This window comes from Pseudomonas sp. LG1E9, assembly GCF_003290225.1.
GTDB lineage: Bacteria > Pseudomonadota > Gammaproteobacteria > Pseudomonadales > Pseudomonadaceae > Aquipseudomonas > Aquipseudomonas cyclaminis.
Window position 1 is genome coordinate 5,737,304 of record NZ_CP029983.1, and the last position, 26,133, is coordinate 5,763,436.

General features: G+C 55.1%; 19 protein-coding genes. 7 read left to right on the plus strand and 12 right to left on the minus strand.

Features of this window, described 5'->3' with window-relative positions; translation table 11 throughout:
* The first annotated feature begins 207 nt into the window (after positions 1–207).
* Positions 208–1,668, plus strand: coding sequence for a membrane-bound lytic murein transglycosylase MltF (gene mltF, locus DNK50_RS26270; protein ID WP_099585591.1), 1,461 nt, complete (start codon positions 208–210; stop codon positions 1,666–1,668).
* 333 nt (positions 1,669–2,001) lie between these two features.
* On the opposite strand, the gene DNK50_RS26275 is transcribed toward mltF, so the two are convergent.
* The 5 genes from DNK50_RS26275 to treP form a co-directional block, all read right to left on the minus strand.
* A complete protein-coding gene (locus tag DNK50_RS26275; RefSeq protein ID WP_112196647.1) occupies positions 2,002–2,280 on the minus strand; it encodes a PTS transporter subunit EIIB in 279 nt (92 codons plus the stop codon).
* A gap of 2 nt (positions 2,281–2,282) precedes the next feature.
* Positions 2,283–4,787: a phosphoenolpyruvate--protein phosphotransferase gene (gene ptsP / locus DNK50_RS26280; protein WP_112196648.1), complete on the minus strand. Its 2,505-nt coding sequence runs from the start codon at positions 4,785–4,787 to the stop codon at positions 2,283–2,285.
* 49 nt (positions 4,788–4,836) lie between these two features.
* On the minus strand, positions 4,837–6,057 hold the full coding sequence (locus DNK50_RS26285) for a carbohydrate porin (RefSeq protein ID WP_112196649.1): 1,221 nt from the start codon (positions 6,055–6,057) through the stop codon (positions 4,837–4,839).
* 64 nt (positions 6,058–6,121) lie between these two features.
* Positions 6,122–7,759 (minus strand): alpha,alpha-phosphotrehalase, encoded by a 1,638-nt coding sequence (treC, locus tag DNK50_RS26290; RefSeq protein WP_112196650.1) that lies wholly within the window; start codon positions 7,757–7,759, stop codon positions 6,122–6,124.
* Between the two features lie 77 nt (positions 7,760–7,836).
* Entirely contained in the window at positions 7,837–9,279 is a 1,443-nt protein-coding gene (treP, locus tag DNK50_RS26295) for a PTS system trehalose-specific EIIBC component (protein WP_112196651.1), read from the minus strand.
* A 226-nt stretch (positions 9,280–9,505) separates the two neighbouring features.
* Between treP and treR the strand changes: the two genes are divergently transcribed.
* The 5 genes from treR to DNK50_RS26330 all read left to right on the plus strand — a co-directional run bounded on the left by treR (position 9,506) and on the right by DNK50_RS26330 (position 19,369).
* A complete protein-coding gene (gene treR / locus DNK50_RS26300; protein ID WP_099585597.1) occupies positions 9,506–10,210 on the plus strand; it encodes a trehalose operon repressor in 705 nt (234 codons plus the stop codon).
* Between the two features lie 344 nt (positions 10,211–10,554).
* Positions 10,555–12,627, plus strand: a complete 2,073-nt coding sequence (locus DNK50_RS26310; protein ID WP_112196653.1) for a TerD family protein — start codon at positions 10,555–10,557, stop codon at positions 12,625–12,627.
* A 77-nt stretch (positions 12,628–12,704) separates the two neighbouring features.
* Complete coding sequence (locus tag DNK50_RS26315; protein WP_371929461.1) at positions 12,705–13,607, plus strand: alpha/beta hydrolase; 903 nt, start codon at positions 12,705–12,707, stop codon at positions 13,605–13,607.
* 409 nt (positions 13,608–14,016) lie between these two features.
* Positions 14,017–16,323: an autotransporter domain-containing protein gene (locus DNK50_RS26320; protein WP_112196655.1), complete on the plus strand. Its 2,307-nt coding sequence runs from the start codon at positions 14,017–14,019 to the stop codon at positions 16,321–16,323.
* 721 nt (positions 16,324–17,044) lie between these two features.
* Complete coding sequence (locus DNK50_RS26330) at positions 17,045–19,369, plus strand: patatin-like phospholipase family protein (protein ID WP_256595394.1); 2,325 nt, start codon at positions 17,045–17,047, stop codon at positions 19,367–19,369.
* Between the two features lie 59 nt (positions 19,370–19,428).
* On the opposite strand, the gene DNK50_RS26335 is transcribed toward DNK50_RS26330, so the two are convergent.
* From DNK50_RS26335 to DNK50_RS26360, 6 genes are all read right to left on the minus strand, one after another.
* A complete protein-coding gene (locus tag DNK50_RS26335; protein ID WP_112196658.1) occupies positions 19,429–20,067 on the minus strand; it encodes a hypothetical protein in 639 nt (212 codons plus the stop codon).
* 2 nt (positions 20,068–20,069) lie between these two features.
* Positions 20,070–20,567: a TIR domain-containing protein gene (locus DNK50_RS26340; protein ID WP_112196659.1), complete on the minus strand. Its 498-nt coding sequence runs from the start codon at positions 20,565–20,567 to the stop codon at positions 20,070–20,072.
* Positions 20,568–20,632: 65 nt separating this feature from the next.
* Complete coding sequence (locus DNK50_RS26345; protein WP_112196660.1) at positions 20,633–21,532, minus strand: nucleoside triphosphate pyrophosphohydrolase family protein; 900 nt, start codon at positions 21,530–21,532, stop codon at positions 20,633–20,635.
* A 3-nt stretch (positions 21,533–21,535) separates the two neighbouring features.
* Positions 21,536–22,657 carry a nucleotide kinase domain-containing protein gene (locus DNK50_RS26350; RefSeq protein ID WP_162633403.1) on the minus strand — a complete coding sequence of 374 codons (1,122 nt, stop codon included), beginning with the start codon at positions 22,655–22,657 and terminating at the stop codon, positions 21,536–21,538.
* Positions 22,658–22,924: 267 nt separating this feature from the next.
* On the minus strand, positions 22,925–23,239 hold the full coding sequence (locus DNK50_RS26355) for a CopG family transcriptional regulator (RefSeq protein WP_112196998.1): 315 nt from the start codon (positions 23,237–23,239) through the stop codon (positions 22,925–22,927).
* Positions 23,240–23,729: 490 nt separating this feature from the next.
* Entirely contained in the window at positions 23,730–24,437 is a 708-nt protein-coding gene (locus DNK50_RS26360; RefSeq protein ID WP_162633404.1) for a toll/interleukin-1 receptor domain-containing protein, read from the minus strand.
* Between the two features lie 593 nt (positions 24,438–25,030).
* Here DNK50_RS26360 and DNK50_RS26365 point away from each other — a divergent pair.
* The gene (locus tag DNK50_RS26365; protein ID WP_256595397.1) at positions 25,031–25,492 is read left to right on the plus strand and encodes a toll/interleukin-1 receptor domain-containing protein; all 462 of its coding nucleotides are present in this window, start codon (positions 25,031–25,033) and stop codon (positions 25,490–25,492) included.
* Between the two features lie 69 nt (positions 25,493–25,561).
* On the opposite strand, the gene DNK50_RS26370 is transcribed toward DNK50_RS26365, so the two are convergent.
* Positions 25,562–26,131, minus strand: a complete 570-nt coding sequence (locus tag DNK50_RS26370; protein WP_112196663.1) for a TIR domain-containing protein — start codon at positions 26,129–26,131, stop codon at positions 25,562–25,564.
* Positions 26,132–26,133 lie beyond the last annotated feature (2 nt).

Genomic DNA, 26,133 nt, shown 5'->3' on the forward strand with positions numbered 1-26,133 from the left:
GCATCGCCGGCTGCTGCCGAACGTCAGTTGGCAGGGTTTGCATGCAATCGGGGCATTATCCAAGGCATTCGGCGCAGTTATTTTAACCGTCACAATTACCCGCCAAGCCACGTTTCTGCGGGCTACAGCACAGTTTTGGCGGCGCTAGCAGACAAGACCGCCGCTGTCGAGATATGGCGCCGTGGGCCGTTTGCGTATACTGCGCAGATGTTCTCCCCAACTGCTTTGCGCCCGCGATGCGCCAAATGGCTCATCGCCACCGGACTCTTCCTGATGCTCAGCGCCTGTGTTGATAAACCCAGCACGCTTGAGCGAATCAAGGAGGATGGCGTATTGCGGGTGATTACCCGGAACAGCCCGGCCACGTATTTCCAGGACCGCAACGGTGAAACCGGTTTCGAATACGAACTGGTCAAGCGCTTTGCCGACGACCTGGGCGTGAAGCTGGAAATCGAGACCGCCGACAACCTCGACGACCTGTTCGGCCAACTGGGCAAAGCCAATGGCCCGGTGCTTGCCGCCGCCGGCCTGGTCAGCAGCGAGCAGCGCCAGCAACAAGTGCGTTTCTCCCATCCTTACCTGGAAGTCACCCCGCAGATCATCTACCGCAACGGCCAGTCACGCCCGACCAACGCGGCGGACCTGGTGGGCAAGAAGATCATGGTGCTCAAGGGCAGCACCCACGCCGAACAATTGGCGGCGCTTAAAAAGCAGAATCCTGCGATTGAATACGAAGAATCCGACGCCGTTGAGGTAGTCGACCTGCTGCGCATGGTGGACGAGGGGCAGATCGACCTGACCCTGGTGGACTCCAACGAAGTGGCGATGAACCAGGTGTACTTCCCCAACGTGCGCGTGGCCTTCGACCTGGGCAACGCCAGCAACCAGAGCTGGGCCGTGGCCGCAGGCGAAGACAACAGCCTGCTCAACGAGATCAACAGCTACCTGGACAAGGTGGAAAAGAACGGCACCCTGCAACGCCTCAAAGACCGCTATTACGGGCACGTCGATGTACTCGGTTATGTCGGCGCCTATACGTTCGCCCAGCATTTGCAGCAGCGCCTGCCCAAATACGAGAAGCACTTCCGGGCCTATGCCAAGGAAGAAAAGGTCGACTGGCGCCTGCTGGCGGCCATCGGCTACCAGGAATCACTGTGGCAACCGGCGGTCACCTCCAAGACCGGCGTGCGCGGCCTGATGATGCTGACCCAGAACACCGCCCAGGCCATGGGCGTGTCCAACCGCCTGGATCCCAAGCAAAGCATCATGGGCGGCGCCAAGTACCTAGCCAAGATCAAGGATGAGCTGGACGACAGCATCGCCGAGCCGGACCGCACCTGGTTTGCCCTCGCCGCCTATAACGTCGGCACCGGCCATCTGGACGACGCGCGCACCCTGGCGAAGAAAGAAGGCCTGAACCCGAACAAGTGGCTGGACGTGAAGAAAATGCTGCCGCGCCTGTCGCAGAAGCAGTGGTACAGCAAGACCCGCTACGGCTATGCGCGTGGCGGTGAGCCGGTACACTTTGTGGCGAACATCCGGCGCTACTACGACATTCTGACCTGGGTGACGCAGCCGCAGCTGGAAGGCAACCAGGTGGTCGAAGGCAACCTGCACGTGCCGGGTGTGGACAAGACCAAGCCGCCGGAAGACAACCCGAAGCTCTAGGTACCCGAGTGGGACAGGCCTTTGTGGCAAGCGGGCCTCTCTGGTGAAGGGGCCTTTGTGGTGCCTTTGTGGTGAGGGAGGCTTTTGTGGTGAGCGGGCTTGCCCCGCGCTGGGCGAAGCAGCCCCCATAGGCCCGCCGCGATTTTTCAGGAAAACCGTAGCGCCTGGTTTTGGGGCGGCTTCGCCACCCAGCGCGGGGCAAGCCCGCTCACCACAAAAAGCCTGCTCACCACAAAAAGCCCGATCACCAGAGAGGCTCGATCACCACAAAGGCCCCCTCACCACACACCAACTGCACCTCATTCAAATGGCTCAACCTTGATCGACGTCGTCTTATAACCCAGTCAGCAGGTGGACCACGCCGTCCGATAACACCATCACTCCCGCTACACCCGTCGCCCTCAACGCCGCCTCATCCAATCGCCCCGCCTCCTGCAACTGCACCCTTACCCGCGTCAGCGCCACATGCTGTTGTGACTTGACGTTAGCCACGCCACCCAATGCACTCAGCACGTCGGCCGACAACAGACTTTGCGTCGGTGCCTCGACCGTCTCGGCAATCAAGTCCGGGGTCAGGGCTTTCCAGAACGCCTGTTTCAATTTATCCAACATGCTCAGTTCTCCAGCACAACGGTAGCTGTTTGAAAGTCACGCAAGGCTTCGCGTACCTGGGCGGCCTCTTCCAGGCTCAGCACCTGGCGGGCGATGCTCTGGCAGTCGGCAAGGTCGAGCTCGCGCACGGTGGCCTTGATGGTCGGGATCAACGGCACACTGACCGACAACTCATCCACCCCCAGCCCGATCAACAGCGGAACCGCCAGCGCTTCGGACGCCAACGCGCCGCATACGCCGACCCATTTACCGTGGGCATGAGCGGCCTTTACCGTGGTGGCGATCAAGCGCAATACCGCCGGGTGAAAGCTGTCGGCCTGGCTGGCCAGCCGTGGATGGTCGCGGTCCATGGCCAGGGTGTATTGGGTCAGGTCGTTGGTGCCGATGGAGAAGAAATCCACATGGGGCGCAAACACGTCGGCCATCAACGCCGCCGAGGGCACTTCGATCATGATCCCCAGCTTCGGCAGTTCGCTCAGCCCCAATGCCAGCGCTTCCTCTTCGAGAATCCTGCGAGCCAGGTGCAGTTCCGACAGCAGGCTGACCATCGGCAACATGATATGCAGCCGCGCAAGCCCGGCGCTGGCGAGGATCGCACGCAGCTGTTCGCGCAACAGCGCCGGCCGCTCCAGGCACAGGCGAATACCGCGCAAGCCCAGGAACGGGTTGGTTTCGGCCTCCATCGGCACGTAGGCCAGCGGTTTGTCGCCGCCCACGTCAAGGGTGCGCACCACCAGATTGCGCTCAGTACCCAGGGCGCGGGCGATGGCCGTGTAGGTGCTGGCCTGCTCCTCCGGGCTCGGCGCACGGTTGCGGTCGAGATAGAGGAATTCCGAACGCAGCAGGCCGACGCCTTCACCGCCGAGGGTCAGAGATTGCTCCACCTCCTGCAACGAAGCGACGTTGGCCGTGACCTCAACGTGATTACCGTCGCGGGTGATGGCGGGCAACGCAGCCTGCGCCACATCGCGCTGATGCCGCAGCCCCTGTTGTTGACGAGCCAGGTCCAACCGTTCGATCTCGGCCAGATTCGGCGCCAGGTGCAGCTCGCCTTTATCCGCATCCAGCAGGACCTGCTTGCCGTTCGCCAGCGCCAGCACCTGCTCCGGTACACCGCAGATCGCCGGCAGGCCCAGGGCACGGGCGAGAATTGCCACATGGCTGGTCGCACCGCCGCCGACCGTGACAAACCCCAGCACCTTCTGGCTGTCGAGGCTGGCGGTTTGCGACGGGGTCAGCTGCTCGGCGATCAGAATGGCGCGCTCGGGCAGATCCCAGGCGCGGTCCTCAATGCCCAGGATCAGTTTGAGTACACGCTGGCCAACATCGGCCAGGTCCGCTGCCCGCTCGGCGATCAGCGCATTGCCCAATCCCTGGAACAACTTGACCGTGGCAGCGGTGGCGCCATGCCAGGCAAACGCCGCGCTCTTACCCTCGGCGAGCAAGCCATGGGCATGTTCCAACAAGGTCGGGTCTTCGAGCAGTTCCTGATGAGCGCGGAAAATCTCCGCCTGAGCACTGCCGACAGCCTTGGCCTGCAAGGTTTGCAGCGCTTCGGTGGCAGCCCGCAGCGCGTGCGCCAACGTGGCACGTTCGGCCTCTTCGCCCGCGCCCTTTTCAGGGATATCCAGGTCAGGCTCCGCCACCTGCACCACCTGACCAAACGCCGAACCCGGCGATGCGCACACACCCCGCAATACCGTCGCCGACACCACAGGTTCAACCACCACAGCCGGTACCGCGATCGTCTCGCCACAGCCTTGCGTCAACAATTCCACCAAGGCCTTGATCGCCACCTCGGCATCATCACCCGCCGCGCTCACTTGCAAGGTATCGCCCTGCACAGTTTGCAGCGCCATGATTGCCACCAGGGATTTTGCGTTGGCGCTCTGGGTTTGCTTGTGCAGGTAAATGCTCGCGTTAAAGCCCTTCGCCGCCTGGGCAAACACCGCCGCCGGGCGTGCATGCAGGCCATTGGCGTTGGGCAGGCTCAGCGGTTTGGAGAACAGCGCATCGCCCTCCTCCTCGTTTGCCACGTCAAGCGCCTGCGCTGGGGATAACGCCAGCAGCGGCTGGCCGCTTTCAACCACGCCACTGGCCAGCAGGGTGAACGGTTCGCCGCTGACCACCAGCATGAGGGTCAACAAGCTACGGGCATTGAGCGCCACGTAGTCGGCATCAAATTCGATCAGCGCCTCGCCGGCCTCGACCCGCTGGCCTTCCTCGACCAATCGGGTGAAGCCCTTGCCCGCCAGGTTCACGGTGTCCAGGCCGATATGCATCAACACCTGCACGCCGTCGTCGTCGGTGATGCTGACCGCATGCCCGGTGTCCTGAATATTGCTGACCACCCCGCCCAATGGTGCGCACAGGGTCTGCGACGTGGGATCGATGCACAGGCCGTCGCCGATCATGCGGCTGGCGAACACCGGGTCGGGCACTTGATCCAGCGCCAGCAGCACCCCGGACAGGGGCGCCAGCAGTTCCAAGGGTTTCGATGGGATCATGACGTCACCTGCTGTTTTGTTCGGTAAAAATCATTGAGCAGAAGAAGGATTACTTCCACCAGTACTCGACCTGCACACCAAAATTCGACCCATGCCGTGCGGTGCCGTACGACCCGGTGTCGGACAATGCCGACCCCGCCGCCAGTTCATTCGCTGCGCGCTTGGCCGCTTCGTTCCAGGTGGCGTAGGTGTAGTACAAGCGCACTTCCGGCCGTGCCCAGAAATCCGGGCCTTTGGGCGACCACGTCGGGGCGAAGGTGAATTTGCTCAGCTTGCGCGTGCCGCCGCTGGCGTCGACTTGATCGTGGCCCAGTTCGGTGACGAGTTTGAATTGTTCGCTGATGGCATACGCCGGGCGCACGCCGAGGGACATCCAGGTCTGGTCCTGGCCGCCGGGGCGGATATCTTTCTGGTACACCGCCTCGACCTGCCCGCCGAAACGCGGCGTGACCTGCCAATCGAAAAACTCCACCGCGCGATAACTTTTGCTGCTGTTATCCAGGAAGGTATTACCGGTGTAACCCAGGCCGGTGCCAGGACCTTCGCCGTACTGCAACGCGAACTTGTTCTTGCCCCCCAGGAAAGGCTTTTGCACATGCTGCGCCGTCAACGCCCAACCGCTGTTGGTATCGCGGCCACCGGCCTTCTCGATATAGCTCAAGCCCAGTTCCAGCTCACCGCCAGGATTGGTCTTGAAGCCCGCGACGTTGAAGTCGTGACGGGTGGCGTATTCCTTTTGGTAGAGGTTGTCCTTGCGCGAAATGGCGTAGCTGTACTTGAGGTCGCCGATCAGCACGTCCTCGATACCGCCGCCGGTGGCGCTCTGGTTCCAGTAGTAGAAATCGGAGATATGGATGTCGTTACGTTTGTAGTAACGCCGACCGGCCCACAGCGAACCGCCGTTGAGGGCGGGCACGTTCGACCACTGCGCATACATCTGTGGCATGCGCGCCGAGCCGTTGTTCTCGCCTTGGAATTTCAGCTCGCGGTCGTACTTGTTGTACAGCGAGGCCATCGCATCGACGCTGAACACCGAACCATCATCGAGGGTCAGCAAGTCCTGGCGCAGTTCCAGTTCGGCGTATTGCTCGCATTCGTTCCCCAGACGGTATTTGGATTGCGCCCCTGGCAGTTGGAAACATTGCTGCGGACCACTGCCGGTCGACGTGCCTGCGCCGCTGCGCAAGTAACCGGCAAATTCCAGGGCCTGAGCGCCGAGAGGCAGGCTCAGGCAGGATGCAACGAGGCCCAGCTTTATTGTTGTTTTCATGAAGCACTCCGATATTTTTATTATGTTTTTTGAAGCACCCTGCGCCCCCACGGGAGTTCCGGGTTTAGTCCTTAAGATGCAGCACGAACGATTCGTAGGGACGCAGGACGACCGAGGCCGTTCGCAGCGGGCAATCGGGGTAGTTGCTGATCAGCAGGCGTTGCTCACTTGCCGCGCCGATCACGTCGTCAGGCAGCTGAATGGCGCAGGGCTTGCCATAGAAATTGTTCAGCACCAGCAGCCGCTCGCCCTGGCCCTCGCGCAGGTACGCCCACACCTGGGGATGGTCCTGCAGCAGTTCGCGGTAGACGCCTTCCTGGATCAGCGGTTCGTGACGACGCAAGGTGATCAGCGCGCGGTAGTGATGCAGCACGGAATCGGGATCATCGAGCTGGTGCTCAACGTTGATCTGCGCGGCATTCGCCGGGAGACCGATCCATGGCTCGCCCGTGCTGAAACCGGCATTGGCGCGTGCATTCCACTGCATCGGCGTGCGCCCGTTATCGCGGGACTTCTGCATGATCGCCGCCATGCTCGACGCCTGGGATTCACCGGCATCGCGCTTGAGGCGATAGATGTTGAGGGTCTCCACATCGCGGTACTGCTCGATCTGCTCGAAGCCCGGATTGGTCATGCCCAACTCTTCGCCCTGGTACACAAACGGTGTGCCCTGGAGAAAATGCAGCGCCGTAGCGAGCATCTTGGCCGAGACCACGCGGTGTTCGCCGTCGTCGCCAAAACGCGAAACCACACGCGGCTGGTCGTGGTTACACCAGAACAACGCATTCCAGCCGCCACCGGCCTGCATGCCCAGTTGCCAGTCGGAGAAAATCCGCTTGAGTTGCAGGAAATCGAAGTCGGCCTTTATCCACTTTTGCAGATTCGGGTAATCCACTTTCAGGTGATGAAAATTGAAGGTCATCGACAGTTCTTTCGACGCAGGATTTGAATAACGAATGCAGTGTTCCAGGCTGGTGGACGACATCTCGCCGACGTTGATCAGGTCATGGCCTTCGAAGACTTCGCGGTGCATCTCTTGCAGGTATTCATGCACGTGGGGACCGTCGGTGTAGAAGCGACGGCCGTCGCTGGTGTCTTCGGGAAAATCGGCAGGCTTGGAGATCAGGTTGATCACGTCCAGGCGAAAGCCGCCCACGCCCTTGTCACGCCAGAAGCGCATCAACTTGAACACCTCGGCACGGACCTTGGGGTTGTCCCAGTTGAGGTCGGCCTGGGTGTGGTCGAACAGGTGCAGGAAATACTGGCCAGTTTGCGCCTCGTATTCCCAGGCCGAACCGCCGAACTTGGATTCCCAGTTGTTCGGCTGGTCACGCCAGATGTAGAAGTCGCGGTACGGGTTGTCGAGGCTGCTGCGCGCCTGCTGGAACCACTCGTGCTCAATGGAGGTGTGGTTGACCACGATATCGAGCATCAACTTGATACCGCGCTTGGCCGCCTCGTGGATCAGCAGGTCGCAGTCGGCCATGGTCCCGTAGCTGGGGTCGATGGCGTAGTAGTCGCTGATGTCGTAGCCGTTGTCCCGTTGCGGCGAGCGCAGGAACGGGGTGATCCACAGGCAGTCCACGCCCAGCCATTGGAGGTAGTCGAGTTTGTCCACGATGCCCAGCAGGTCACCGGTGGCGTTACCCGCGTGGCTGTGGAAGCTTTTGGGGTAGATCTGGTAGATCACCGATTGGTGCATGGGGGGTCCTTCAGTTGGTTGGGTGTTGGTAGTGCATTCCAACCTGTGGGAGGGGGCTTGCCCCCGACAGCAATCGATCAGGCAACCCGATAACCAGGCCGAACAATCTTCATGCTCAACGCACAGGTCAGAACAAACGGCACGACCATCGCGATGACCATCCCGATCACAAACATCGCGATGGATTGCGGCACGATCGAGATAAATCCAGGCAAGCCACCCACGCCGATGGCCGACGCCTGGACCTTGTTCAGCGACAGGAAAATACTGCCCAGCGCCGAGCCCACCAGGGCCGCATAAAACGGAAACTTGAAGCGCAGGTTCACCCCGAACATCGCCGGCTCCGTGATGCCGAAGTACGCGGAAATCGCCGAGGTCGAGGCCATGCTTTTGTCCCGCGCATTGCGGGTCATGTAGAACACCGCAAGCGCAGCGCTGCCCTGGGCCAGGTTGGACATCACGATCATCGGCCAGATAAAGGTGCCGCCCTGGGTCGAGATCAGTTGCAGGTCCACGGCCAGGAACATGTGGTGCATGCCGGTGATCACCAGCGGTGCATACAACAGCCCGAAAATCGCCCCGCCGAGCATCGGCGCCAGGTCAAACAGGGTGACCACGCCTTCGGTGATCAGGATGCCGAGGTGACGGGTCACCGGGCCGATGATCGCCAACGCCAGCACGCCGGTGACGACGATGGTGGTGATCGGCACCACCAACAATTGAATGGCATTCGGCACACGGGCGCGCAGCCATTTCTCGATCACGCTCATCACATAGGCGGCCATCAGGATCGGCAGGATCTGCCCCTGGTAGCCGACCTTTTCAATTTTGAACCAGCCGAAAATATCGAAGTACGGCAGGCTTTGACCGTCGAGCCCCGCCACGGCCTTGCCGTAGTTCCAGGCATTGAGCAGGTCCGGGTGTACCAGCATCAGGCCGAGCACGATGCCGAGGATTTCACTGCCGCCAAACCGCTTGGCCGCCGACCAGCCCACCAGCGCCGGCAGGAACACGAACGAGGTGTTGGCCATCAGGTTGATCAGGCTCCACAGGCCATCCAGGTTCGGATAGGCCTCCAGCAGCGTCTTGCCCTCGATGAACATGCCCTTGGCGCCCATCAGGTTGTTGATGCCCATCAACAGGCCGGCAATGATCAGCGCGGGCAGGATCGGCATGAACACATCGGAGAACACCCGCACCAGACGCTGCATGGGGTTGGTCTTGTCGCCGCCGGCTTTCTTCACGTCGGCAATGGTCGAGGCGGCGAGGCCGGTCTGTTCGCGCAGGGCGGCGTAGACTTTTTCCACCTCACCGGGGCCGATCACTACCTGGAACAGACCACCGGTGAAAAACGAGCCTTTGACCAGATCGACCTGGTTCAACGCGCTGTTATTGACCAGGCTGGGGTCCTTGAGCGCCAGGCGCAGGCGGGTGACGCAGTGGGCGGCTTGCTCAAGGTTGTCGCGCCCGCCGAGGTTCTCAAGAATGTCGCGGGCGATCGTCGAATAGTCGTGGCTCATGCTTGGTTTCCACTTTGATTTTTTTATTTGAGGGCAGTCATTGGCAGCACGCCGACGCCAAACGTACTCGTCTGTACGAGTTAAAGCAACAACTCGTCTGTACGAGTTTGGAAAATATCGTTTTTGGGTTTACCAAGGGTCAATGGACAAACCCCACCGCTGCCACTAAGGTTCCTGCCTTGAACGCACAGTTCACTTACAAACAGTCGGGCACAGAGCCATCCCCATGAGCAAATACAACCAGATCTACACGGATCTGCTTGCCAGCATCACCACCGAACGCCTGCAACGCGGTACGCGCCTTCCTTCCGAAACCGAATTGATGGACAGCTACCAGGCCAGCCGTGGCACCGTGCGTCGCGCCATCGAGCAGTTGCAGGAACGCGGTTTTGCGCAAAAAATCCACGGCAAGGGCACGTTCGTGCTGTCCCCCAACCCGATTGAGTTTCAACTGGGCGGCATCGTCAGCTTCCACGAAACCCACGCCGACCTGGGCGATGACGTACACACTGATGTCGTCGAATTCACCCAGTTCCCGCTGGAAGGCCCCCTGCAGCAACACATCGAAGCCGAACCCGGCAGCCTGATCACGCGGATCAAACGGGTACGGCGCATTGGCGGCAAACGGGTGATTCTCGACATCAACCACTTTGTCGCCGACCTGATCCCCGGTCTGGACCAAGCGATTGCCGAGCAGTCGATCTACGCATTTATCGAGCAAACGCTGCAGTTGCAGATCAGCTACGCGCAACGCACCATCGAAGCCTTGCCGCGCAGCAAGGACGACCAGGCACACCTCGACCTCGACGGCCAAAGCCATGTGATCGTGGTAAGCAACCAGACGTTTTTGCAGGATGGAAGGCAGTTCGAGTACACCGAGTCGCGGCATACGTTGGATAAGTTTTATTTTTCGGATATTGCGCGGCGGTGAGTGCGAGCTTCCGGCATTGGAATTACGGCAGACATGGAGGATATCGTTGCCAGGGCTCCGTGGATAACTCCCTTGTTTCATGGCCCGAAAATTTATTCACTTCGGCATCTACCGCTCCTTATTTTCCTGGAGAAGCAGCTTGTTACCTTTGAGATCCGAAGCGAGCTGACAAACAGATTCGACCCAACCTAGAATGCCCATGTGGCTATGGAACACCTTCCTTCTAACCTCCTATGACCTAGGGGTTCCGCTCTCCACACCGCGCCTGCTTCTTGCAGGCGTTTTTACATCAGCAGAACAATGCTGCATCTCGTCCACGACGGCGGCCAGGGAGAAAATCAAGCATGAATCAGGATCTGTTCCTGCGTCGCCGTAGCAAAGTTCACGTCCCGACGGGCACTGGCGGTGCCACGCGCGCCCAGGTCGCGTCGGCTGTCCGGGAGGTCGCGGCGTTCCGATGCGTCTTATCAGAGCCTCTGATTGAGCAAATCGGCACGTTGTCAGCGACAGAACTCAAGCACTGGCTGGTCGACATTATTGGAGTTCTCCGGCGCAGAACGGGCGCTCATGTACACCATCAGCCGTTTTATCCTGACTTTCCAGAGCAGGTTCTGAAGGCCTCAGAGGCAGAGTTGTACCTTAACGCTGTCATGCACTACCTGACGCTTTGGCGTTTACCACCTGCTGAACACTCTCGACCTGCATTGCTGGAAGGCAACCTCATATCCCGCGTTATCGAACCGGGGAGCGTCTCTGAGTTCGAGTCACTGCTCGCGCCGCTGGTTTCAGCGCGCACCTCGCTCTCCGAAGACGACGCTGCGGATGTCGCCTGGTTTATCCGCGAGTACAAAAGCGATGTGTTCCGTCTGCTGCCTGAGGTCGTCCCGTTCCGCGAGATCCGTGCACAGATTGGCGGCGCACTGGTCCTGCATGTCGCCGGCGATGCACGGGTGGACGCGTTCCTTGAGCGAAACGTCAAAACGGCGACTGACGTGCTACGACTCGCTGTCGCACTGAGTGGCGCAGACGTGTCACTGGCGAACGCTTCGACCCGTTTCACCGCGATGAAGCGATCAATACGCCGCCTGCTGTTGCGCCTGCTCGACCAAATACCCAATGCTGTAGAAGATGTGATGCGCCATGCCGAGCGATGGAAACGCCTGGCGGAGGTACTGCACCCGGGCGACTACTCCGATAAATACCCACAAGCGCTAGCGGCCATCACAGCAGCACGTCGCAACGAAGCGCCAGCTTCATTTGGGTCACGTGTCGAGACACTGTTTGCCCAGCGGCACATAGCCGCGCTTACGCCCATACTGCAGAGCCGTCCTGGCGAATTCGCACGGCGGCTGGATGCGACCCTGCGACGTGCGGCGGAACCCGAGTCGGTTCTCGACGCGTTCGAGGCGGTTGCGGCCCAAGTGTCTTCAGCTGTCCTGCTGCAGTTGCTGGCCCTACTGCGTGCGCCGCGCCCCCTGCCCCTGCGGGCCTTCATCCCGAAAGGCGCACTTGCCAAAATCTATGGCATCAAGGATCGACGCGAACCGCTCGCTTGCGATGTAGTGGCGCGTGCAGCCAGAATCTGCGAGGACGCTCTCGTCACGCGCTTTGCGTCGCTACCGCCACTGGGCCGCTGCTTCATTGATCCAGCACTACGCGAATACAAGGTGCCGCTCGCGCAACGTGCCTCATCGAAGTCACTACGTACGCTGGTGCGGGGCAGTCGGTTGCCTATGCCAGAGACACGCTTCATCCGCCTGTTCCTGTGGTGGAAAAACGGTGGCGGACGCACAGACATCGACTTGTCCGCAGCGTTTTTCGACGCCAACTTCGTGTTCAAAGAAACGGTCGCTTACTACAACCTTAAGGGTTACGGCGGCTACCACAGCGGCGACATCGTCGACGCTCCCAAAGGGGCTTCGGAGTTCATCGACCTTGACCTTGATGTGCTCGTCAAGAAAGGTATCCGCTATGTCGTCACGTCTATCAACTCATACACCGAACAACCGTACTGCGATCTTCCAGAATGCTTCGCGGGCTGGATGGCCCGCGCCGATGTGGCGTCAGGTGAAGTATTCGAGCCGCGCTCCGTATTCGACCGTATCGATATCACATCCGACACAGCGATCTGCCTGCCATTCGTGATGGATGTGCAGGAACGACGCATGATCTGGGCCGATTTGGGGCTCACTTCATCGGCGCGGTGGAACAACGTCCAGAACAACCTGAGTGGGGTATCGTTGATGCTGCGGGCTTTGGTACATACTCCTAGGCCAGATCTGGAGACCCTGTTCGATTTACATGCTCGCGCACGGGGAGAACGCGTGACTTCACCGCAGCAGGCACAGGCGGTGTTTGCGCCTGATCAAGGGGTAACACCGTTCGATACGGATTTGATTCGATCAGGGTTTCTTTGATATCAGCCTTTGGCGCTCATTGAACATGGCAGTTGTTTCTTCCTTCAATGGCGATGCCTCCATTGCCCAGGTCGCATATGACGAGCAGATACTCTCCCCGTTGCCGAACACTGACCGGCTTCTATAAAGCCTCGATAGTGATGGTCAGCGCGCTTCTAATCGCCTGCCAGTCGCCGCGCGAGGCACTGCAACAACTGGCTGACGAACACGGCCAGCAATTGGAGGTCCTGCCGGGGCATGCCTTCCCCCTCCTCATACTTGCGCCACGCATTGCAGAAAGGACGACGCGTCTGCGTGTCTACCTGGAGGGCGATGGCCATGCGTGGGCGACCGCCACTCAACCCAGCCTGGATCCGAGCCCGCACCATCTGTTAGTGCCCCGGCTGGCGGTCAGTGATCCAACACCGAATGCCTACCTGGCACGCCCCTGCCAGTTCCTGATGACCGCAGCCTGCCAACCAGCACTCTGGACCCATCGACGATTTTCCCAGGAAGTGGTCACCCGCCTCAGCCAGGGGCTGGACGATTTGAAACGGCGATACGGCAATTGCGAATTCGAACTGGTGGGGTATTCAGGTGGCGCCGCTCTCGCCTTATTGTTAGCGGCGCAGCGCAGTGATGTTACCCAGGTGCAAACCCTTGCCGGCAATCTCAGTCCTCGCCTGTGGGCGACGATGAAAGGGCTGTCGCCACTCGACGGTTCACTGGACCCGCTGGACTATCGTGATCGACTCGTCTTAATACCCCAGCGTCATCTGATCGGGGAAGAGGACCCGATTATTCCAGCTGGCTTAGCTGCCAGCTACCAACAGGCGCTGGGCTCGCCCCTCTCCCAAAGCGTGCATGTAGCCGGAGCAAGCCATGACAGGGGGTGGGAAGCGGCATGGAGCCGGTGGGTTAAAACGCCGCTGGCGCATAGGCCTCCTGAAATCAACGGCGCGCCGGTCCGTTCAAAAACACCCGGATGCCCTCCCTCCTAGAAAAAAGAGGTATTCCACACAACTTTTTTTGATGGCTTGCGAACATCTGTGGTGAGCGGGCTTGTCCCGCTGGGCGTGAAGCGGCCCTAAACCAAGCGACCTGGATTTATCTGATACTCGGCGGAGTCCCTGAATGAGGGCGGCTTCACCAAGCGCGACCGCAACACCACCCCTAAGTTCCGATTATTGCCGGGTAATCCAATAAGGACTCAAAAGATAGCTGGAGCTTCGCATTTTTTGGTTTCTTTTTCGTCATTGGTCATTTTTATGATGAATTCTCCTACAAGCATCGTGTAAATTTCGGCGCGCTTGAATCAGCATTTCACTGACAAGCTGGCAGGGAAGCCAAAAAAAGACGCTGACGCGTAGGTAATTCCCTGTCAGCTTTCTACCTTGTAAGGATACTGCCTTGAACATTTCCCACCTGCGCCGCTCGTTGTTGGCCCTGTCCGTCGCAACTGCCACTACCGCCGTACATGCCGCCCCCGCACCCGACTTCAATTACGACCTGAGCACAGGGGCATACAGCAGCTCCGGCGATGTTTTCAATAACGCCACCTTCACCGGGACGTCGCAAAACGCAGGTGTCATGCTGACCAACGTGAACCTGGCGGGCAATCTGGTCAACCAAGGCAAAATCAATGTGACGGCCGCGACCCCCACCGAATTCCCGTCCGGTATCGCCATGACCCTCAATTCCAACGTCGCTGGCGACCTGGTAAATAATGGTGACATTACGGTGAGCGGCAATGCCGTCGTCGGGCTGGATGTATATCTGGCGACCATCGCGGGTGAAGTAAACAACAATGGCAACATCACTGTGACCGGCGAACAAGCCGAAGGCATGCTGATCACCTCGACCCAAGCGCGCATCAATAACTCGGGCACTATCACCGCGCGCGGCATCGACTCTATGGGTATCGACATCGAGAAAGCCCGCTTTACCGGTCAGATCGCAGGCGCTCCCGCCAAGAGCGATATCAACAACAGCGGGACTATCTCCGCCGAAGGCATCGGTATCCGCTTTCGCAGTCTCGACACATCCGGCGGTTCCAACAGCCTCTCCATCATGCAAACAGGCGGCCTGATCGAAGGCGGCACGGCAGCCATTTCAGTGGACGACGACAATGCCTCATCTTCGTATTTCTACTGGGAAGGTGGTCAGGTCAAAGGTGACGTGCTGGGCTTGAGCGGCGTACTGGTGCGTGGAGACGCGATGTTCGATGGCTCGACCATCCGCGCGGGGTACGTCGATATCGGCGATGGCCGCCTGACGCTGCTCCGCCCGCAGACGACGATAGAGGGCGACCTCGACCTGGACAGCGCCACTGCGCGCCTGCGCCTGTTGCTGGACAACAACACACTGCCCAACGCGCCGATCCTGAAAGTCACCGGCAATACCTACTTCTCTGCAGGCAGCCAAATCGAACTGCAGGCCCGCTCCGACGACTTCCGCACGCCGGCCCAGGGCACCCGCTACACCCTTATCAACTCCGGCACTTGGGAAGACCCGCAGAACCTGTCCGTGGTGTCCTCCTCGGCGCTGCTTGAGGTGAGGAACTTCGGCATTGACGGTCAGGACGTCAAAGCACTGGTTGCCACCCGCAGTGATGAGGTGATCACGCAAGACCTGCTGGGTGCCCGTGGTTCGCGCAACGCGGTGAACGCCATCAAGCCGTTCAAAAACACGGTCCTGGGCCAGATGGACGAAAGCGACCCGGTGTTCCAGCGTTTCGCCAACGCCGCCACCAGCGAAGAGCTGGCCAAACTGACCGAAACCCTGACTCCAGATGTCAGCCGTGGGGCGATCAACGCCGCCACCAATAGCCAGAACCTGGTTGCAGGCGCCATCAACCGCCGGGCCAGTAAAGCGCGTAGCGGTCTGTCATCCGGTGATGTCCTGGCAGAACAAGGCGTATGGCTGCAAGCGCTGTCCAGCGATGCCAACCAAGACAGCCGCCACGGTATCGATGGCTACGACGCCAACACCAATGGCATCGCCGTGGGTGCCGACGGCAAGCTCAACACCGAGACAACCGTGGGCCTGGCCTACAGCTACCTGACCAGCGACGTCAAATCCGACCTGGGCAGCAAGACCGACGTCAGCGGCCATGCACTGACCTTGTACGGCAACTGGGCCCGCGACAATTTCTTTGTCGACACCTCGCTGATGTACGGCTGGAACGACAACGAGTCTAAACGCTACATCGCCGGTACTCGCGCCAAGGCCAACTACGACAGTGAGATCTTCGGCGTCAACGCACTGGCAGGCTACACCTTCCAACTCGACAAGCAGTGGCTGCTGGAACCACAGATCGGTGCGCGCTATGCCAACGTATCGATTGATTCGTACCGTGAAAAAGGCAGCTCGGCGGCCCTCAACGTCGGCAAGCAGCGCTATGAAACCGGCGAAATGGGCCTGGGCGCCCGTCTGGCGGCCGCTTTTGACGTAGGCGCGGGCAGCCTGGAACCCGAAGCCAAGTTGATGGCCTGGCACGATTTCATCGGTGACAAGGCCAGCACTACCTCCACCTTCGTACTCGGCGGTACACCGTTTACCACCACAGGCGCGACACCCGCGCGCGACAGTTACGAGCTGGGACTGGGCGCAAACTACCGCGTGGGCGCGTGGACCGTGGGCGGGATGTACAACTACCTGACCAGCAGTGGTTTCGACGCGGACACCTTTACTGCGAATGTGCGTTACGATTTCTGATACGTCTTCGCCAAAAACAACAAAACCCGCCAAGGCGGGTTTTGTTGTTTGAGGCTGATGGTAAAGCGATCTCTTACCTATAAAACAGGTTGTTGAAGATCATTCCTACTCTATTGTCAATTAGCCACACAAAGGCCGTATTTCATGGAGATTAACTCTAAAGGAATTACGAGTACCATTAAAAATACCATTCAACCCTCATCCTCTGGCTCGTCTATGAAAAGGGGCGCTAAGCGTGTGGTTTCCCGGTCAAACGCATGGTTTAACTGGCGCAATAGGATTTCAAGCTCAGCTTCGCAGCCATCCCGCTGCACCTCTCGGAGCAGGGCAGCGACATAGAGCGGGTCAGTGCGGAAGATTTCAGCCAATGCCTCGTCATGGAGCCGGTCTCTCATTCCAATAAACCTGTCATGTATCGAGGAGGGGGTCCCCCTTGGCCTGACGATCGTCATCTAAACCGTAGCTCGCTCGCCATATTACAGACCGCCGAGTAAGCTGAGCGCTAAAGGCCAAAAGCCATCCGAGAAGATACCCGGCAAAGGACGAACGATTAAGGATGACCAGTGTACCGTCACCGTTGACCCCAGACCAGTTGGCCGCGCATTCCCTGCTATCTGAACTCAGGACACGCATTGCCGTGCAGCCACTCCCATATCAATACGGGATTGAAACGCGGGCGTTGGAGAGCCTATGGGAAATCTTTGGGCTAGCCCGAAATATTATGAAAGCATTTCCCGGATGCAAAGATTTTTCACAAATCACCACGGACATGCTGAACACTGAACTTCGTCCCGTTACGGCGAAGTGGCACAGGGCGCATCAAGCCGGAATATTAGACTCAAAAGATGGGGCCAATGAGTTTCGCATAGATCTTAATAAACTAAGATTAAAACTAATAGATTTCTGCGAACAGTTACAGCTGATGGCCTATGGTGAAATTTGCGAGGATAAGATTACCCCTCCAGTAGTAAGTTTTGACGACTTGGAAAAATGCTTCACTCCGATAGAATTCGGTATTCCGACTGATACGGTTGGAAGATCCCCTAATTTCCGCGATATAAACACTTCCGAAGCTACCGAAATTCAAGCTCGCCGCAAACATTACAGCATAAATAAAACTGAAAAAACCGACGCAGTTGGCTTATCGCTATCCGGAGGAGGTATCCGATCAGCGACATTTTGCCTCGGCGTCGTCCAAGTGTTATCTGACAAAAAGCTAATGAAAGACTTCGACTATCTTTCCACCGTATCTGGAGGCGGATATATAGGAAGCTTTATCACATCGACGCTTAGCCAGAAAGAGGGCTACGAGGCAATAAGCAAGCCATACGGCCCAGACACAGACTCAATTCGACATATCAGACAAAATGCAAAATATTTAAGCGCCGCAAATTTAAAGCAACGATGGATGATGGTAACGGGGGCCCTAGCAGGACTCATACTAAATTTATCCACGCCGATAGGCATGATTGCAGTTATAGCTTTAATTAGTAATTATACATCCATGCTAAACATCCCAAGCTTTTGGCTTTGGATTGCAGGGCTCTCCGCCGGAGCCAGCATAATCGGAATTATAGCCTATGGCATAGGTTTGCGTTTCGGGTGGGGGGCCAAAGCCGGAAGTGGCATAGTTGCTGTAGGCGCAGGCGCCATACTAATCGCATTGTCAACATTCCTTGCAAGCAAGGGATATGAGTCACTTGGAGAGATCACTTCTGATAATTGGCAAGCTGCAAGTTACTTGGCCGCACTAGCGTTTGCAATCCCATTGATCGCGAAATTTATACCGATATTTAATAGCCTTCATTCTAAAAATATACTTCTAAAGTACTCCTTAATTCTAGCCGCTGTTATCGTACCCCTAATCTCACTTGCACTACTTTACATTTTGAAAACGGTGGGCAACCACCCCCAGATCTCGACAATCCCATGGCTTAGCGGGCAAGTGCTACTTACAATAATTATTGCAACCTGCTCCATCATTTCACTATGCCTAAACGTCAATATGACTGGCCTACACAAACTTTACAGAGATCAGCTCGCAAAAACCTTTGTGGAAAATGATGAAAAATCTGACGATCTACCATTGTACTCTGTAAATAACAGTCATAGAGCGCCGTATCATTTAATCAACACAACTGTGAACTTACCTTCCAGCAAAAATCGCACTCTTAGAGATCGACGTGGAGATTTCTTTATTTTTTCCAAACATTGGTGCGGTTCAGCAGCGACCGGCTATTCCTCTACTGGCCAATGGAAAAGCAACGGCGCCGCAGTTGATCTTGCGACTGCAATGGCTATTTCCGGGGCAGCGGTCTCGCCCCAGATGGGGCCCAACTCTATATCCAGCTTATCGGCACTGATGACATTATTGAACCTAAGGCTGGGCTACTGGATAAGTAACCCTAAAATCGCGAGCAAGAAATCCCCTAGCTTTTTATGTTTGCTCCGTGAAATGACCGGCATTGGCATGAATGAAAATAACCCATGGCTGAACCTCTCAGATGGCGGACATATTGAAAACATGGGACTCTATGAGCTGCTCCGCCGCCGCTGCAAATTTATTGTGTGCGTGGACGGTGAAGCTGATCCGCGCTCAACATTTGAGGGACAGCTGACATTAGTTAGGCACGCTCAGATCGATTTTGGTGTACGACTTGAACCGAGGCTCGATGACATACGGCTTGATCCAAAGTCAACACTTAGTAGAACTCACTCACATCTTCTTAGAATTCACTATCCTGATGCAGGGCCAGGGAAACCGGAGGCTATTGGTTTGATGCTATATTTAAAACTATCATTGACCGGAGATGAAACAGAGCTGCTTAAGCGTTATCGCTCCATAAGCCCCGATTTCCCACACGAATCCACCTTAGATCAATTTTATACTGAAGAGCAATTTGAAGCTTATAGACAGCTTGGTGTGCACGTAGCAGAAGGAGTTTTTTCTAAGGCTTTGCTGGACGAAAATACGACCCCGGCCGATGTGAGAGAGTGGTTCAAGCAATTAGCTAAAAATATGCTCGAACCTGCTGATAATCTCTAAGCAGATAGTGCCCGAGCACGCTCGGGCATTTCTTCAACAATGACATCCTCGAAAAAATTTCAAACCGTCAACTTATCGTTCTCGACCGAATAACGTGACTTTGCAGACTCAAAGTCATAAGGGTCTCCATATAGTCTATTGCTCTCAAACTCACGCTCTAAATATTCTATAAGTGGGCGCGCCTGCTGGAACGGAAATTTACGGTGATCTCTTCCATTGGCGTAACCCAGATCTTTAAGTATTTTCTCTGGAATTTCAACTGCGCTCGCACCAAAGTAAAAAAAATAATCAGAAATCAAGACAATATCTGTTTGTGTATCATTTTTTATATTGTGCGGATTAGGCGAACCGTCTGGAAAGCTGTGATGCGAGTTAAGCTGTTTCCACTCGTTATCTTTTTTATAATAGATATTATCACCTACAATCATTTTTTTACTGCCATTCCTCAACGGCTTTTTATCTCTATATAAAGGATTGCTCCAATAACCATCAAAAGTTTCCGAATGAGAAACTTTCATTGCAAAAAGACACTTACCCGTAGCCCTAAGCCTCCCTCCGCCCATTCCGACGATCCAGTCACCCACCTTAGCTACCCTTCGCGTGCGAGGCTTACAGGTTGCTAAAGTACAAAAGCCATGAAACGGATTCGGAGCAAAACCGAAATCGCGAGCCACTACATACATGTATACTTTCGTCATCGCTAGCACTCTGAGTTTGCTGCGGCATTGACAGTATCGCGCGTGGTTCCGTCGGGATTCTGAAAACTATTCTCCCCGCCATCAATAGCGCTCATAATACTATCTGAGTTCCAGCCAACTATTGCGGACGCGTACTTCTCTAAACTTGCGGGTATATCCGACTCTTTGCCTCCCTGCTCGTAAACCCCAACAATCCGCTTGCCCTGCGCGTGCGCTTGATCAATTTCCCAGTTCACCCAAGGGCGCTGGTGTGTCTGCTGCCCTATCAAAACTACAACTGTGGACGCCCAAGAGACTTTCATGCGGAGCAGTCGTTTTATTGTCGACTCCTTGACCATTCCCTTATCAAGTCTTTGCTGGTTAGCCGGTTTTGCACGAATTGAGCTATTACGAATATCCCAACCCTTCGACCCAAGCAATTTGGCAAACTTGTCAACTAGCGCGTCGTCACGATGGTGGTGACTTATAAACAAATGCCTACGATTTCCAGACTTGCTCACTACCGTACCCCCCTAGGTTATCCATAACTTAATAAACGAGGAATCAATAAAAACAAAAAATCATCCTAAGCCATACCGGCCTCTATACCTCCAGCATAGACTATCGACCTCGAATCCTGGTCAATTAGCAATCGGCCACCATTGGACCTAAGAATTTCACGCCAAACTTCAAAGCCCAGAAGAATAGCCTTCTGCCACTCTCCCGGCGAGCGCTCTTTCACTTCCAAGAGAGAAGTAACACCTTTGATAGTACGTAAAAGTTTATAGTCAAGCTCCGTTACGCCCTCAAGCCAATTATGCTCTTTAGCGTAATCGAACACGAGAGCAGCAACAGCCTCATCGATAACCTGTGCGCGCCCTCCATCTTGCACTTCATCAATATTAGATATACTTTTTCTCTTACGTTTCATAAGACTGCGGATCACCGGTGACCAGCCCAAAACTGCGATATAGGCAAGATGAAATACATCATGAAACCGATAGCCGTCAGGATCATCTGCATTATCAGTTAGATCATCCCCAACTTGCATATCATTCATTAGCATTCTTATCTTAACTTTACCTTCAACAATGACCTCACCTAATTTAATCTCGAATTTTCTAGGTAATCTTTCCTGCTCTGGAAAGCTCTCATCAAATACCACCGCACTGGTGTCGCCGTGACCCCAACGGCCGTTAGCCTTATCTAGGTTTTTCTGCGCAATATCTTCAAGACTGAGTCCAGACTTTTCGGCCACGTTCGCGATGTACCAAAGCAAATCGCCCAATTCCTCAGAGATTTTTTCTTTAAACAGCAAATGAGATTCGCCGTCGCGAAGATGCTTTTTATATTCGCTAAGAAGCTCTCCCGTTTCGCCCGCCAAACCAAGCAACGGAACCATCAGGTCAATCCCTGCGCCTCCTGTACTATTTGAAGGAACACGATCAGTTAATTGAGCAAGCTGCTGATAAGAATTCAAATCCATTTTTTAACACTCCAAGTTCAACGCTGTTTGGGTGGTAGCGCAAAAAGATGATCGGGTTTTCGAAAACTCAAGCGATCTAAAATCTGCCGCAATCCGATCATTGATCCCCCATTTAGGTGGGTACCATGGCATGTCCAAAGAGCCAGTCGGAGAAAACTTTTGTTTAATACGAGTACGCCCTGAGATTCCTAAAACCTCCGGATGAGCAACACGGGCATACTTATCAACTTCGCAAAAAATGTTCTGACAATCTATTAGCTGAAGTGGTCTCCCCCATAGCGAGTCAAACTTAATACCCAAGCGCTCAAATTCACGCTCCTGATTTTCAGCCATCGTCCGTATCAGATTAGCCTCGTCAACCCCTGCCGTAATTCTAAAGCACTTTTTTAAACCATCCAGAGCTCCCGGCCCAGGCATTACGAATTCCATTTCTGAAAAATCTGTAACTTCTGAATAGTTTATATCAGTCACAAACTGATATGCCAAAAAATTCCCAATAGTTGGATAGCTTCGAATAATCTCAAAGGCTTTCTGCATACTATCCAAGCCATGCAAAATTTTCGGAAGATTTTCATCCATCATTCGTTCAAGCAGCTTGAGATGATTCTGATGCTTTGCTGGGTATCCGAATGCGGAGCTCCCTGGCGGCATGATGTACGCGGCCGAGTATATACGCCCCCCAGCACGCATAGCTTGGCTTAATACTCTATCGTATCTCTCAAAATTATAACTGCGGTGACTGATAGCTCCAATCTCTCTTTCCAAAAGCTCCCAAGTTTCAATCTTGTTGAAAAACTTAAATAACAGAACCCTGAAAACTACTTCCTCCGGAGAGTCGCAAAGATCGGGACGGTAAATTACATTTCTGATTAAATACTGGCTAACTCGATCTGAGGCGCGATACGCGTTTGTGAATTTATGAGCGGAAATAACAGGATCAGCGGTCCAAGGCCCCGAAGCGCCCATCAATCTCTTCCTAAAAACTTTCTGGCGCTCAGCAGCAAATCGCCAATAGCTTTCATAAACCGGAGTTATCTCAAGTTTCCTATATATTTCAGATGTCCCACTCTGAAAATCTGAGTGCAACTCAAAACTTTTGCCGTCGAACTCAATCGCAAACTTCACGCATCATCTCCATCGTGGTGGATCCGCCATGGCAGATCGAGGTCGAGCCATCACTTACCAATATACCTTTTCCCTGCATGTGATCGTGCAATGTAGATGATTGATTCGACCAGCCACAGCCATTTTTTTTACGTCGATCAATTGACTGCATCAAGTCTAAATCACAGCCGCATTGGGGGTCGCGTGGAAGGCACCCCGTCCAACCGCCCCCTCCTATTTTGAAACGCCTGCGAGCAGCGGACTTAAGTGCCTCAGCGCGGGATCACATCACTTGCCATACATTATTGCGCTCATCGCTTTACGAATGCCGACTTGCAGTTCTTTAAATTCCATCATCAGCTCTACGTCAATCGCATCTGCGCCTTGGCCTCGCTTTTCTAAAAGCCAAAGTTTCAACAGCCCCGCAAACCGCCCAAGGTCGCCATTGACCTTGGCCAGATCGACTACGGCGGCCAGGTCAACGACCGACCGAATCGGAGTATTCAATCCAAGGGCACGCAGGTAGCCTGAGCGGGACATGCCCGCTTCCTCGGCGCGCTCGGTGATGGTCGCCTTTTCCTCATCTGTCACCCATACCTCTATCGGTTTCCCCCATCTTGGGGGTGAGCCTTTCTTTTGGAGTCCTCGGCCATGGCCTTTGCTCCTGTTGGTGCTTTTCAGCACTAAGACGCGGCAGTGACTGTGGCCTCGCAGAGCAAGATGCCGTTGAGCCGAAGGCGAATAAGGGGACGTGCTGGTAGGGTGCGGGCTTGCCCGTACCCGTACAACACACATCTTGCCGTTTAGTTAAGTGCGATTTTATGCGGCGAAATCATAGTTACCAATAAATAGCGCTCAACCACATAAACTCGCATTGATTCGCATTGATTCGCATTGATCGCAGTCATACTGGGTCATTGCACAGACTTTCCCACCCATTTGCATTCGACCTGAACAGTCAACTGCTGGGGATTGACCTGCCATGACCGGCAGAAAACGACCCAACATAGCGGACACCACGCATTACAATGGGGCAGAAAAGGCGTCAGCTTTAGAGATCCAGCACATAAAGCGAGCGTCATTGATCAACTTTTCAGATCCGCTCATGCATCGTTGTCCATATTGACCTGCCTGCCAGATGATCACGGTAGCCCGCCCAATCTCCAAAGACGTAGCACCGTTTACCTGCATAGCCCACATCCCGAAGCTTTGCCCAGAGATTTTCTCGGGTTTCTGGGGGACCAACCTCTTCTGCAAGAATCGGTGATAAATCAGGATTTACACCATTTGCCATCAGTACGTTGCCCGTAGCTAGAGACAACAGCTGCTTCTTAGTCATGTTTCCTGCAAAAATTGGTTGCTCTCGCCTATTACGATTGCCAATGGCTTGTATGGCTTTTACGATTTCCTGCTTAACAAAGTTAAGTCCTTTTTCAGTTGAAACACCTAGGCGGTCGGCAAGAATCGGAGAATATTTCTGAACACCCTCAAAATTCAGCTCATGCCATACAGGAAGAATAACTTTATTGCCACCAACTTCTTTAGAAACCAGTGCTTCCAACTCTGACTTAGCCCACTCCTTTGCAAAAAAACTTGGACTAAGAATTAAAACTCCAAACTGAGACTTAACTAACCCTTCGTCAATTTTCTCACGCAGCCTATCGCCAACATGCAATTCAGCCTCATCTATCCATACTCTTAACCCAGCCTCAGAAAGTTTATTGGCTAAAGGACGCGCAACAAAGCTCTTATCTTCTGAAGCGTGAGAAATGAATACATCCCAAATTTTTTCTGATTTCAAACCGAAGCCCCTCAAAATATTCAAGCTTACTGTCTATCAAATAAACTAATAAATGGGCAAAAAAAAAAAAAAAAAAAAAACGAAACATTTTGGCCGTCCAACGAACAAAGCCAGTAATGGCTTAGTTTTTTATCATATGATACTCATCCAATTATTTTCTATCCTTTCTTTTTTTGCTTTGCTGGTTTTGTGGCCGGAACTATTGATGTGTTTTTGGACCCTCTTCTTCGCATAACCTATGTTGTGAATCTGCCAGCGGATCTCTACATGATTTGGGCTTGCGTAGGCATAGTGCTATCAGTGATCCTTCAGCAGAGGCGCTTGGAAGAGGCTTTTCTTCCTGGGGCGCCCCGCCAATGCCATCGATCTCGCCATTGCGTGAGGTGGGCCACCGCTCCGCGAGCGCGGCAGCTAATTGTCCCGCTTGTAGAAACCGCTACAACAGCTATGGGGCGCGCTCGCAATCCTACCCCTCCTACTCATCTTCACCATCGTCCTCATCGCCGGGTGGCGTTGGGGGGCGGACGTCGCGCGCACTGTCTAGTGCGGTGCCGGAAATATATCGGCGTCCGTTATCAGAAGTGCCAAGCCTCGTGCGTAGCGACGTTCCAACGGCAGCGCAGTTAGACGGGCAAACCTATGACGTATTCGTATCTCATGCGTCTGAGGACAAAGACGAGTTTGTCAGGCCGCTCGCCAATGCTTTGATTGCCGCTGGGCTCAAGGTGTGGTTCGACGAAATGCCCCTGCGCATAGGGGACAGCTTACGACAGAAAATCGATAAGGGTCTCGCCAATAGCCGCGTTGGGCTTTTAGTTCTCTCCCCTGCCTTCATCAAGAAGGGATGGACCAACTACGAACTTGACGGAATCGTCACCCGCTCCGTTTCAGGTGAACAGGTTCTTCTTCCGATTTGGCACAATATAACGAAGCAGCAGGTAATGGATTTCAGTTCCTCAATCGCGGATAAGGTGGCACGTAGCACCGCCGTACATACCATCGATGAGATTGCTTCTGAGATCGCAGATTTGCTGCAATCCAGTAATGCACACTGAGCCCAGCTCAGCGTTCAGCAATCAAGGACGGATAGCGCTTGGCACTAATTTTTGTGCCAAGAATGCGGCTTATCGTTTACGAATACGCTCGAATCCTTTCACCCATCTGGCTAGATCCGCGTACTCGTTAACACTCGAGTTAATCCAGAGCTTCTTATCCGACGAGTTTGCTACGCCTACGAAGTCAACGTACGGATAGACCCCCAAATATTCTTCACCTTTGAATATATTTTGCGTGTGCTGAACAACGGGGAGGATCCCCACAGTGCCTTTCACGCCATCAAAGAAACCAAGCTCCCAGGGCATCCAGCGGGATTGAGTCGAGTGTCGGCTGTAGACGTACAGAAGCGAACGCGACTGGCGCATCCGCACGCGTAAGATTTCCGCAGTTTCAGGCGTCACATGAGCTGGAGACATTTGAGGATCATCGACCTTGTCGAGATAGACTTTGAGCTGCGCATCCTCCAATAAGCCTTTAATACCGAAGATTATTTCACTAGGCTCATTGGATGAGTGGCTTAAGAACACGTCAAATGTCTCGGACGATGCATAAGCCTCATTGGACGACTTGATCAACTTGGTTGAGCGACTGACCGTTCGTGATCGCGCAATAACTTCTGCTTCCGTAAGGATCGCCATCA